The organism is Kamptonema animale CS-326, from assembly GCF_028330895.1.
GTDB lineage: Bacteria > Cyanobacteriota > Cyanobacteriia > Cyanobacteriales > Microcoleaceae > Kamptonema > Kamptonema formosum.
Genome location: NZ_JAQMUA010000207.1, coordinates 1 through 12,200 on the forward strand (window position 1 = coordinate 1; position 12,200 = coordinate 12,200).

Genomic DNA, 12,200 nt, shown 5'->3' on the forward strand with positions numbered 1-12,200 from the left:
CCATAATTGCTGTGGCTCTTGACTTAATGAATCCGAAACATTTAAAAAATTGGTTTACTAACTGCTGCTACTGTACCTCATAACATCCGGAAGTGCTGTATATCTAGTTCTGATGATCGTGCGGGTACTTTTAAGCTGGTTTCCCAATATTAACTGGTTCGATCCGCCGTTTTCGATCTTGAGTCAGTTAACCGATCCTTACTTAAACCTATTCCGTTCGATTATTCCCCCTTTGGGCGGAATTGACTTTTCTCCCATGATTGCGTTTTTTGTCCTCCAGATTGCCGCTCAACTTTTAACCGGTTTGTTAGGTAATTTGCAAACTGCGATTTAGTTGCGAAGGCTTTATCTTAACAGCTTCCAGTCTGCTAAATGTTGGTAACTGCTAGCAAGGGTTGAGCAAGCTTTCAAGTTGCAGTAAGCGGATGATGGCCTCTAACATCATCCTATTTTTTTGCCGATTTTAAGTAGAAGGAAGAAGGAAGAAGGTTTATACAGTCAGCTTTTTAGCCATCCTTATCTTATGTTTAATTAGGTGGATTCACTTAGCGCCGTACTTTACCTGTAAAACCAGTTGCTTTAAATTGCTTGAGTTCTAAAGGAGTTGGTTGATTAGCAGCAACAGAGATACGGATTTCAAAATCGCTAACTCCTGGGGGAACTTCTTCAATCGAACCCACTCTAGTACGGTTTTGCATGACGGAATTACCTTGAGCATCGTAGATGCGGCCGAAAATGTCGGCATCAAAGACTGTTTTGCCAGATGTATTTGAGGCTTTGCCTGTTACTAGAAAGCAGTTAGCTGCCATGCTAGAACCGCTGGTGACTGTTCCTTCTGCCATTTCTGGAGGACAGTCGTGATAAGAAATATCGGATAGCTTAATTTGTGTCAACGCTAAAGCGGGGGGAACCCACAGCCAAGTTAAAATTCCTATTAGGCAAGAAATGACAACATTAGTAAAAGCTTTAAAGCGCATAAATTTTATCTTTTCTGATAATTCTACAGTATAGCAGAAGGAAGAAGGAAGATTGGGAGAGGGGGAAAATTTTTCCCCAATTAGCAATTAGCAATTAGCAATTAGCAGTTAGCAGTTAGCAGTTAACAGTTAACATTTAACAATTTCATTTCAGTGTATCTTTAAGGACTGTTCGAGCTGCTAATTGATTGCGAGTAGAAGTCAAAATTTCCGCCTCGCGTTCGAGTCTAGCTGCGGTATCTTGCATTTCTAATAAACCTTGTTGCTCTGTTGCTACGCCGTAAAGATTGCTAGCAACCCAGTGGGATAATTCAGTAGGTAGACTAGGAATATCTTCTGGTAATTCAATAGCTTGATCCATCAATTTGCCAGATAGTCGAACTACATCCCGTAGCAATTGTTCAACTTCCCTGGCTGGCAATAAACCAAACTTCGCGCTGGCTTGTTAGCAAACTATACTCAAAGTTAACAATTTGTTGTGTATCTAAAGCCAACCGGATTTGACTCTGAAAAATCTCGGCATTTTCTCCAAAAAATTGTTCTATAGTTTGACCGAGAATGTCGGTGTCATCTGGGTAAAATCTGGTAGAATTTGTAGGGGCAACTTTGATACTAAAATCCTCAGCGTCAATCAGTAATACGATGTCATTCATCGCTTCAAAAAACATCCGAATTGCCGCCTCCGAAGAGCGAAGTTTATCTTCTAATAATTGACGATCCCAAATTTCCTTCTCCAGGCGCTCATTTTGCTCTGCCAGTTTCTTTTGCAACTCGCGCAGTCGCAAATGGTTCTTAACTCTGGCGAGAATTTCTTCTATGCGAAAAGGTTTTGTAATATAATCTACCCCTCCCACACCAAAAGCTTTTAGTTGATCTGCCGCATCGTTCAAAGCACTGATAAAAATAATCGGGATATCGCGAGTATTTTCCGCAGCTTTCAGGTGTTGGCAAACCTCGTAGCCATCCATCTCTGGCATCATAATATCCAGCAAAATTAAGTCAGGGGAAAATGACTTCGCTGCCTTGAGAGCCATTGTACCTTTGGATACGCCTCGAACTTTATAGCCTTGTTCTGTCAGCAAATCAGAAAGCAGCCGGAGGTTATCCACCATGTCGTCTACAATCAAGATAGAGGCTGTGACACAATCGTTAGGTAAGCTGTTCATTGTGGCTATTCATTGCTTCATAGAAGTTATCTAAACCTATTTGACGAGCACCTCAACTTCGCTATATGTACAAGTTTATAAGACGTTGGTAGGTTATTCAAGGAAAAATCTTTCGTTAGTTCCCTATCATAAAAATACCTCGATCTTTCACCACTGAGGAGCAGAAGCAATCAACTCTACTACTTTTTCCGCCTCCAAAGGTTTAGAAAATAAGTATCCTTGGCTGAAGTGGCAGTCTAAATTTCTGAGTTGGTCTAGTTGTTGAGTCGTTTCTATGCCTTCAGCGATTACATTCATTCCCATTGTCCTGGCAATACACATAATTGCTGGAACCAGTCCTAAATTTTCTGAATTACCGTCTAAGCGTTGCACAAAGGATTTGTCAACTTTCAGAGTATTGACCGGAAATGAGTTGAGATAACTCAGAGAAGAATATCCCATGCCAAAATCATCGAGGCTTAACTGAATTTGCCTGGCTCTTAATTGTTGGATAATGAGGGCAGCCGATTGAGTGTTTTCTATGATTGCACTTTCAGTAATTTCGAGTTTTAAGCACTGAGGGTTAAGTTGGGTTTCGGCGAGAATTGCATCAATTTGCTCAATTAAGTCTGCTTGGGCAAATTGGTGTGCTGAAAAATTGACGCTGACGCTGAAGGACTCTCCGGCAATTCCTGCTATTTGCCATAGGCGTAACTGACGACAAGATTCTCCCAATACCCAATTGCCAATCGGAGTAATTAAACCTGTTTCTTCTGCTATGGGAATGAAGTCTGCTGGATAAATTAAACCTCTGGTGGGATGCTGCCAACGCAGCAGTGCTTCTACTCCCGCAATTTTTCCAGTTTTAAGGTCAATAATTGGCTGGTAGTGTACGCAAAATTCTTTTTTGATGATGGCTTTTCGCAGGTCGGTTTCTAACTGTAAAAATTGGGAAGCTTTCTCGCGCATGGTGCTATCAAAAATTTGATAGCGGGCTTTTCCCTTTTCTTTGGCGCGGTTTAAGGCGCTATCGGCATCTCGCAGGATATGTTCTGGCTGACTATATTCTCTGCTGCCTGAAGCAATGCCAATGCTAGCACTGACAAATACTTCATATCCTTGCAATTGAAAGGGAAAAGTAAGTTTTTTTATGATTTCGCTAGCAACTTTTGTGGCAGTGCTGATATCTTGTCTATCGGGGAGTAAAATAGCGAATTCGTCATCTCCTAACCGTGCAAAAATATCATCTGGACTTAAATCAGCTTCTAAGCGGCGAGCAACGGCGGTTAGCAGTTCGTCTCCGATGTGATAGCCAAGAGAATTATTGATGATTTTAAAGCGATCGCAGTCTAGAGATAGCACAAAAAACCGATAGTTTGAATCTATTTTGGCACGATTTAGGGATGTTTCTAGAGCCTCAATAAATGATGCTCGGTTTGGTAAGTTGGTGAGCCGATCGCGCAATGCCATTTTTAGTTTAGCATTGACAACTTCTAGCTGGATTTGATATTCTTTGGCTTCTTGTTTAAATTCAGCACTCATTTGCATAATTTCCTCTCTTGCTGCCTTCAAATTTAGTTGTTTTTCAATTTTTATCAGGATTTCATCTAAACTGAAAGGTTTATTAATATAATCGCAACATCCAAACTTAAATGCTTTCACTCTTTCTTCATTTTCAGTCAAAAAACTCAAAAATATCACAGGTATTTCTGCTGTTTTGGGATTTGACTTCAATCGCTGACAAACCTCATATCCATCCATGTGTGGCATGATAGCATCTAATAAAATTAAATCGGGAATTACTACTTCTGCGGCTCTTAATGCTGCTTGTCCGCTAATAGCTTTGCGAACGTTGTAACCCTGCTGTATTAGTAATGAAGAAAGTAAGCGCAAGTTGGCGGGTGAGTCATCAACGATCAGGATTTCTGCCGATTTGAGGTAACTTTTATTCTCGTTCATGGCTGCTTATGCCTTCTGCGTAGATGATTTCACTGTTCACTAATTTGGTCGGTTCATTTGTTATGACCGCTAGATCGATAACTATATTTTTGAATGGGACAAAGAATTTTGGGGAGAAGATAGTGATTTTAAGGAGAAGTTAAGGAAAATTGGGAGAGGGGGTGAGGGGTAGAGGGGGAGAGAGACAGAGGGGGGATGATTAAATTAACTTCAGGATTTATCCCAATTCTTTAAATGCTAACTACATATAAAACCTTATGTTATACGATCGTGCAAAATTTGAATAGTTATTATCTGTAGTTCTAGTTTCAAGAAGTGGGATTACACGCGATCGCAGTACGATCGCCATCTTCGCGGTAAAGTCACCGCCTTTGCGGGCGACCTGCGTAGGGAAAGAAGGGGCTAGGGGCTACGATGCTCAGGGCTAGGGGAAGATGGGGAGATGGGGAGGATGGGGAAGATGGGTAATTAGCGATTAGCCATTAGCGATTAGCCATTAGCAGTTAGCCATTAGCAGTTAGCCATTAGCAGTTAGCCATTAGCAGTTAATATTCAATAGCCCCCAAGGCTTTTAACGTCGCCTTTTGAGCTTCTGTCAGTCCCGTAACTCCGGTAATATTCATCCCTTCATAAATCCTTTCGGGCCTCAGCGTATCCAAGCATTCTCCAGTTTCCACATCCCAAACCTTTACAGTTTCATCATTACTACCACTGGCGAGAGTTTTACTGTCTTTGGCGAAGGCCACAGACCAAAGGTTGCTACCGTGACTTTCCAATACCTTGACGCATTGACCCGTAAGGCTGTCCCAAATCCTTACTGTTTGGTCAGCGCTAGTGCTTGCGAGTAGTTTACCGTCAGGACTAGAGGCGATCGACCAAACTAAACTCCTATGTCCTTCTAAGGTTTGCCGGCATTCCCCAGTTTCGATATCCCAAACTTTGATGGTGGTATCTTCGCTAGCGCTGGCTAGGGTTTTCCCATCGCGATCAAAGGTGACTGACCAAATTAAACCTTGATGTCCGAACAGGGTTTTTAGACATTCACCAGTGTTGATATCCCAAAGTCGAATTGTTTGGTCGGCGCTGCTGCTGGCGAAAAACTTGCCATTGGGGTCAAAGGTTACGGATAAAACCCAACTTTCATGGTCTGAGAAAATTTGCAGAGTGCGGCTGGTGTTGATATCCCACAGCCGAATTGTGCGATCGCTACTTCCGCTAGCTAAAATCCTACCATCGGGACTAAAGGCTACTGACCAAACGCAACCTGTATGTCCCAAAAGGGGCGTTTTTACCCGACCAGTATTTACTTCCCAAAGCCAAATTGTTTTGTCTTCCCCTGCGCTAGCTAGGGTTTCGCCGTTGGGACTAAATGCTACGCTGCGAACTGATTTCTGGTGGCGGTGTAGGGTTTTGAGACATTGGCGAGTTTCTCTGTCCCAGAGAGTCACTATGCCGCTTGCGCCGCCACAGGCGATCGCTAGGCTAGCATTAGGGATCGCACCTGGTGCTAAATTCTGGCTAATGGCAACCGACCAAACTGAATTTGCATAACTTTGGATAGTGTGAAACTCAGCGATATCCTCTGTTTCGCCTAGTTGCCATAAACGCAAAGTTTGCTTGTCGCTGGCGGCAATAATTTGGCCATCGGTACTGAATGCTACTGACCAAACTTGACTGCTAAATCCTGAGAGAGTTTGCCAACATTCTCCAGTTTCAATATGCCAAAATTTGATAACTTTGCCATCACCTCCGATGAAGGTTTGGCCATCGGGACTAAAGACGATAGACCAAACAAAAGTTAGGTTGTTGGCGATGGTGTGCCGACATTCTCCAGTTTTGACATCCCAGAGTTTGATGGTTTGAGTATCGCAGGTGGCAAGGATATCGCCATCAGGACTAAAGGCGATCGCGGAAATTTGACTATCGCTACCTTGGAGAATTTGGTGACACTCAAATGTATCAACTCGCCAAATTCTGATAGTTCGATCGTTACTACCTGTGGCGAAGGTTTTGCCGTCGGGGTTGAAGGCAATGGCATTGATGCTATCGGTGTGTCCTTCTAGAGTTTCGATACAGTTTCCGTTGATATCCCAGAGTTTGATCGTGCGATCGCTACTACAACTAGCTAACAATTGACCATCTGGGTTAAATGCGATCGCCCATACCCAATCTCCATGACCTTGCAAAGTTTGGCGCAATTCTCCATTTGGCAGGGCCCACAGTCGAATTGTCCAGTCAAAGCTACCGGAAGCCAAGGTTTCGCCATCGGGGGAAAAGCTTAAAGACCAAACTGCACCGGTATGGCCTAGCGATCGAAACAAAAGTTTCCCATCTTCAACTTGCCACAAACGCACCTCTCCATCTGCGTGTCCCGTCGCAATCTTTCCTCCATCTGGACTGAAAGCAACGCTGTAAATATTAGCAAAAGTTTCGCTAAAAACTGACTTCCCTAAATTTGCTTTTTCAAAGTTAACTCGGCGCAAATTCACCCCTTGCAGGTAAGCTTGCCAAATCGTCAAGCCAGAAAAATCAATCGCACTTAAATCCGCTTGCAAATTAACAAGTAAATTGAGTAAATTACCAGCGGTATAGCCGGGAGTTGAGAGAGAATCAGAATGCAAATAGGAAAGAATAATTGTCAAAGCAGAAATCAAATTTTCCCGCGTGCCAAAACTCGTTAATAATTCGTCAATTATCGGCTGGAGAATCGAATTCACTTGGGAAGAACGGATAAACTCTTGAGATTCAGCTTTGATTAAAGCATGATGCTTAAACAAGTTAAGATTGCCGAGTTTTCCTGACTCTGCAACGGCACGAATTTCTGTACAAACTTGCTCAGAGAAGCGGTTGCTTACATATTCCATCACCGCAGGTTGTAAAGTCAAAAGTTGACCCGATCTAGCTGTCTGAGTTTCGATTAGAGAACGCCAACCGATAAATTCTAAAGTTTCTAAAAGTCTTCCCACCGATACCAGCGGCACAATATCAGCGCGAAGTTTGGCAAAATTCACAGGTTCTCGGTTAATTGCCAACCAGTAAAGAATTTGCTGCTCTAAAGGAGACAAACGTTCAAACTGCTGTTCTAAAAGACTGCGAATGCCGTTAAAAACTGTTGTACCTTGAGTCAGAAATTCGGCAATATTACCGACAAATAGTTCCTGAATAGAAGTAGCAACAATTTTCAAGGCTAATGGATTTCCCTGATATAATTCAGTCACTATGCTGACTTGAATTGTGTTACTTTGCACGCCTTTAGCTATGAAAATTTTTTCGGCTTCCGAGTCGGACAAACCTTTTAAATGCCAAGAGCGAACTGGCAAAGATTCGCCTTCTATAGAAGCAATGCCTTGGGGTTTTTCTCGACTGGTTAATACTAGGCAGCTTTGGTGGGAAATTTCTGCTATCTGTCTAAATAATTCGCCATAATCTTGATAGCCTTCGCGATATCTTCCCGCTGGAGAACCTGATTTTAAAAGTGTTTCTAAATTATCAATAATTAGCAAGCAACGCTGTTCGCGCAGATAATGGCATAGCCGGGAAATTTGACCGCTAACTGATTTGGGTAAATTTGCTGCTGTTTCTTGCTGTTGAGAAAGGAATTGGATAATTTGAGGGAGGAGTTCTTCTAAAGGTGGCGCATTACGAAGGGATCGCCAGATTAAAAAGTCAAAATTATCTTGAAGTTCTTCTCCTAGTTTTACTGAGAGTGCTGTTTTGCCAATGCCTCCCATTCCTAATAGTATCACTAAGCGGCAGTTATCATTTTTAATCCACTGTTTAAGGCTTTCTAGTTCTGAGTCTCTGCCATAAAATAGGGAAACATCAATTGCTTCTCCCCAATCATCTTGGCATTGTCTACTGTTGCCATCACCCACAAAAGCAACTACTTCTTCAATTCCCGGCTGCGTGTAATCCTGTGCTGCCATTTCAATCCCTAACACCTGGAAAACTAGGCGTAGAGAACTTTCATCTGTGCCGCTTGTCCCTCGCAAGATTTTTCTGACTGTCGTTAAATGCAAACCTTGAGCGCTAATTAATTGCGACTGTTCCGAAATTTTCGAGGGGTTATAGGTGACACCAGTTTTAGCCTCTAATTCGCTAATCCGGTTTTGTAGCTTCTTCGCTCCCGCAGGAGTGAGAATATAACCGCGATGGCGCTTAGATTTAGCAGTTTGTGTTGATTTCACAGCTCTTAGTAGATGTTAGATTTGGGATCGCCAAATTTTCCTAGCTTCCTGATACAACCTTTGTGAGATTCGCTCAATTTTTGGATTTATTTGCTTTGTAGTCAAAGTTTGAAACTCTGACAAAATCACATCCAAAAATATTTTTGGAGTCAAGCTATGATTATAGGACTAATGCTTCGAGTTTGCGCGGGCCTGCAATTGTTCTATGCTTGGCTCGCAATCAAACAATTGCGTAGATAAATGCGTAAGTCCTAGAGTATTAATAAAAATAGGTGCTGGTATTTGTTGCACTCATGTAAGACTATGAGTATGAATGCGTTTAAGTACATTATATGACGAGTCTTTTGATTCCCAACCCTATAGTCAAAAATCAAATTATTTGGGAAATAAACTGGAGTAGACTGACTGAAGACTACCCCAGTGCTGCCACGGAATTCTAATTCTGTATCTAAAATATCATTATTATGGCTAAAAGCTGAGTTTCAACCAAACTTTACAAACCTTAATATATTAGGTATTACCTCAGAGCTTCGCAAAACTTCTAATTTTGTGAGGACGGGCGCAGATATTGTTTGTAAAGGCGTAGTCTCAGAGGTAACTTTACTGCCGAGACTGCGACCTACAAAGCGATTTCCGTTAGTCCTAATTATCAAGGATGTGACAAAGCTGAGCTAAAGTAAAATAGTAATCTTTATCAATTCCTAATAAAGCTGAGCAGGAAACTAAAAATGAGTCAGTATATCCTGGCTATTCTCACCGCGATTATCATCGGCTACGCTGTAAATTCGTCTGTGAGAGTGATCAGCGGAGGTGAGGAAGGTTTAGTCGAACGTTTGGGTCAATACAAGCGAACAATCAAATCTGGACTCAATTTTATCATTCCGTTGATAGAAAAGGTCGTTTACGTGGATACAACGCGCGAACGGGTTTTAGATGTAGAACCTCAACCGACTATTACTAAAGATAATGTAGCTCTAGAAGTAGATGCCGTACTATATTGGCGGATTTTGACTTTGAGGAAAGCTTATTATGAAGTCCAGGATATTGAGGCGGCAATTGGGAATATGGTTTTAACTACCATTCGCTCTGAAGTTGGTCAATGGGAAATGAAGCAGACTCTTTCTCGAACTGATATCATTAGTAAAAATTTGCTAAGTAAATTGGATCAGGCTACGGCGAATTGGGGTGTAAAGATTATCCGCGTTGAGATTCAAAGTATTACTCCTCCTAAAGTTGTCCGGGAATCGATGGAGTTGGAACGGGCTGCGGAGAGCGAAAAACAAGCTATGATTACTAAAGCTGAGGGTAAAGCGGCATCTATTGAACGTCTTGCTACAGCTTTAAATTTAGAGCCGAATAGTGAAGAGTTTAGAAAATTTTTGATTGCTCAAACTTATGTAGAAGCCAATAGCAAATTGAGTGAAAGTGCCAATTCAAAAATAATTTTTATGGACCCCAAAGCGTTATCAGAGGCTATTAGTGGGTTGATGGGAGAGTCAGAGAATAATACTTAAAAATAATACTTAAATAATCATCTTTAAGGAGGGCGATGCCTACGGCTGGTGTAGCTGCGGCGCTTTTTTAAAGCTTACCTTCTAAATATAGCATCAGCAACTTGACAAACATCGCGCATTTCTTTAACATCGTGAACTCTGAGGATATCAGCGCCGTGCGCGATCGCACTTGTGCAAGCCGCCGCTGTCCCCCAGATTCTCTGCTGAGGATCGGGTTGATTTAAAATATGACCAATAAAGCTTTTGCGAGATACACCCACTAAAATCGGACAAGCTAAGTCCTTAAATTTTCGCAACCGCCGTAATATTTTTAAGTTTTGGTTATAAGTCTTGGCAAAACCAATTCCAGGGTCTAAAATGATATTAAATCTATTAATTCCGGCGGCAAGTGCTGTTTCAACTCGACTCTCTAAAAACTGATAAATCTCCCCAATTAAATCTTGATAATCTGTCAATTGTTGCATTGTTTGCGGCGTACCCCGAATGTGCATTAATATAATTGGAACTCCCAATTTTGCCGCCGTTGGCAACATTTCTGGGTCAAAAGTAGCAGCGGAAATATCATTGATTATATCAGCGCCGGCATCGATCGCAGCTTTGGCAACAGCGGCGCGTGTTGTATCAATAGAAATCGGCACTGTAGCGCAAATATTTTTCCTAGAGCGCAAGATTTCTACTAAGGGAATAACTCGATTTAGTTCTTCTTCTAGGGTAATTTCAGGAGCACCAGGCCGAGTTGATTGGCCGCCAATGTCGATAATATCAACACCATTTTCTACCATTTTCTGAGCTTGTGCTGTGGCAGATTCTAGGGTGTTAAATTGACCGCCATCGCTAAAACTATCAGGGGTGACATTGAGAACACCCATGATGTAAGTGCGTTTATACCACTCAAAAGATTGACCTCTAATAGTTAATTTTCTTCTGTTATGCGTCATTTTTTTGAGGATTGTGCGAAAGCCAATCTATCACTTCTTCGGCATTGCGATCGGGTGGAAATACAGGATAGAATACCTTTTCTATGCGACCAGAAGATAGAATCAAGGTTAGTCTTTTAATAAAAGTCCTTGAATCAAGTTCAAAAGTTGGTAATTTTAAACTTTTGGTAAAAGCTAACTCTAAATCGCTTAATAATTCAAAGGGAAGATGCAATCGCTTAACAGCTTCTTGCTGATATTCCGTACTCTGTCCGCTCAAACCAAAACATTTTACACCCAGTGTTTTTAACTCTTGATAACGATCTCGAAAGGCACAAGATTGAGGCGTACAGCCTCTGGCACCAGCAATTTGATTCCAACCTTGGGGGATATTGTCTAGATCGGGTCTACCCGTAAGAGGATAGCAATAAACAACACTCCTACCCGCAAGACTTGCTAAATCTACAAAAATTCCCGCCGTTGACATCAAAGAAATTGCAGGAACTTGTAGACCTAAAAGGTGGTTAGTTGCCCCATCATCAACGGGTACGGGAAGATTTTGGGGTAACTCGTAAAGATTATCTGGTTTTGCCATAAAAACTAACAATTCCTAACGCAACCACCAATTACCAGTTACCAATTACCAATTACTAATTATTTGTAATTGACAATTCGAGCAAAACTTGCAGGTTCCAAACTCGCTCCACCGACTAATACCCCATCAATTTCTGGCTGAGCCATAATATCATCGATATTATCGGGTTTGACAGAACCGCCGTAAAGAATTGGCACATCAGGATTATTTAGTTTGCTACGAATTAAACCAATAATCCGATTAGCGTCAGTCGATTCGCAAGTGCGACCGGTACCGATCGCCCAAATCGGTTCATAAGCGATCGCCAACTTCTGCTGATCCACACCAATCAAATCCGTTGCTAACTGAAAAGCAATGTGAGTTTCTGCTTCACCCTCTTCCCGTTGTCGCAGACTTTCGCCTACACACAAAATCGGAATTAAACCATGCTGTTGAGCCGCCCTCAACCGCATATTTACAGTTTCGTCAGTTTCGCCAAAATATTGACGGCGTTCGCTGTGACCCACGATCGCATACCGTACCCCAATTTCTGTCAACATCGGGCCCGAAATTTCCCCCGTATATGCACCCGACTCTTCCCAGTGAACATTCTGAGCACCTAGCATCACACGACCCCCGTGCATATTTTTCGAGAGCAGGGTCAAAGCGGTGAAGGGAACGCATAGAATGACTTCCCGCTCTTCTGGAGTTTCAGTCAAGCAAGACGTGAACCCTTTAAGAAACTCCAGAGCTTCACTCTGGGTTTTGTACATTTTCCAATTGCCAGCAATAACTATTTTCCGCACGGACGACCTCAGTAGACCTCAGAACACTACAAAATTCAACATCAGTTTAAGGCTTTGCGGGGCATTTTTGTTAGTTTGCATTTAGGAATTACCCAGGTTTGACGTAACGCCGCCCTCTGGG

General features: G+C 42.1%; 9 protein-coding genes and 1 pseudogene. 2 read left to right on the forward strand and 8 right to left on the reverse strand.

Going from position 1 to position 12,200, the window contains the following annotated elements:
- Positions 1 to 61: 61 nt before the first annotated feature.
- Positions 62 to 334, forward strand: a complete 273-nt coding sequence (locus PN499_RS12025) for a YggT family protein (protein ID WP_272032148.1) — start codon at positions 62 to 64, stop codon at positions 332 to 334.
- A gap of 211 nt (positions 335 to 545) precedes the next feature.
- Here PN499_RS12025 and PN499_RS12030 read toward each other — a convergent pair whose 3' ends face one another.
- The 5 genes and pseudogenes from PN499_RS12030 to PN499_RS12050 form a co-directional block, all read right to left on the reverse strand.
- Positions 546 to 977 (reverse strand): hypothetical protein, encoded by a 432-nt coding sequence (locus PN499_RS12030; RefSeq protein WP_272032133.1) that lies wholly within the window; start codon positions 975 to 977, stop codon positions 546 to 548.
- Between the two features lie 145 nt (positions 978 to 1,122).
- Positions 1,123 to 1,392: pseudogene (locus PN499_RS12035) on the reverse strand (LON peptidase substrate-binding domain-containing protein); the annotation flags it as partial.
- On the reverse strand, positions 1,379 to 2,143 hold the full coding sequence (locus PN499_RS12040) for a response regulator (protein ID WP_272032135.1): 765 nt from the start codon (positions 2,141 to 2,143) through the stop codon (positions 1,379 to 1,381). The pseudogene PN499_RS12035 and the gene PN499_RS12040, both read right to left, overlap by 14 nt.
- A gap of 147 nt (positions 2,144 to 2,290) precedes the next feature.
- Positions 2,291 to 4,081 carry a two-component system response regulator gene (locus PN499_RS12045; protein WP_272032137.1) on the reverse strand — a complete coding sequence of 597 codons (1,791 nt, stop codon included), beginning with the start codon at positions 4,079 to 4,081 and terminating at the stop codon, positions 2,291 to 2,293.
- 545 nt (positions 4,082 to 4,626) lie between these two features.
- Positions 4,627 to 8,268: a WD40 domain-containing protein gene (locus PN499_RS12050; RefSeq protein WP_272032139.1), complete on the reverse strand. Its 3,642-nt coding sequence runs from the start codon at positions 8,266 to 8,268 to the stop codon at positions 4,627 to 4,629.
- Positions 8,269 to 8,996: 728 nt separating this feature from the next.
- Here PN499_RS12050 and PN499_RS12055 point away from each other — a divergent pair.
- Positions 8,997 to 9,782, forward strand: coding sequence for an SPFH domain-containing protein (locus PN499_RS12055; protein WP_272032141.1), 786 nt, complete (start codon positions 8,997 to 8,999; stop codon positions 9,780 to 9,782).
- Between the two features lie 74 nt (positions 9,783 to 9,856).
- Here PN499_RS12055 and folP read toward each other — a convergent pair whose 3' ends face one another.
- From folP to tpiA, 3 genes are read right to left on the reverse strand one after another with little or no spacing between them, the layout of a single operon-like run.
- Entirely contained in the window at positions 9,857 to 10,720 is an 864-nt protein-coding gene (folP, locus tag PN499_RS12060; RefSeq protein ID WP_272032142.1) for a dihydropteroate synthase, read from the reverse strand.
- Positions 10,710 to 11,294, reverse strand: coding sequence for a peroxiredoxin (locus tag PN499_RS12065; protein ID WP_272032144.1), 585 nt, complete (start codon positions 11,292 to 11,294; stop codon positions 10,710 to 10,712). Before PN499_RS12065 ends, folP begins: the two co-directional genes overlap by 11 nt.
- A gap of 59 nt (positions 11,295 to 11,353) precedes the next feature.
- Positions 11,354 to 12,079: a triose-phosphate isomerase gene (gene tpiA, locus PN499_RS12070; protein ID WP_272032146.1), complete on the reverse strand. Its 726-nt coding sequence runs from the start codon at positions 12,077 to 12,079 to the stop codon at positions 11,354 to 11,356.
- Positions 12,080 to 12,200: the final 121 nt, after the last annotated feature.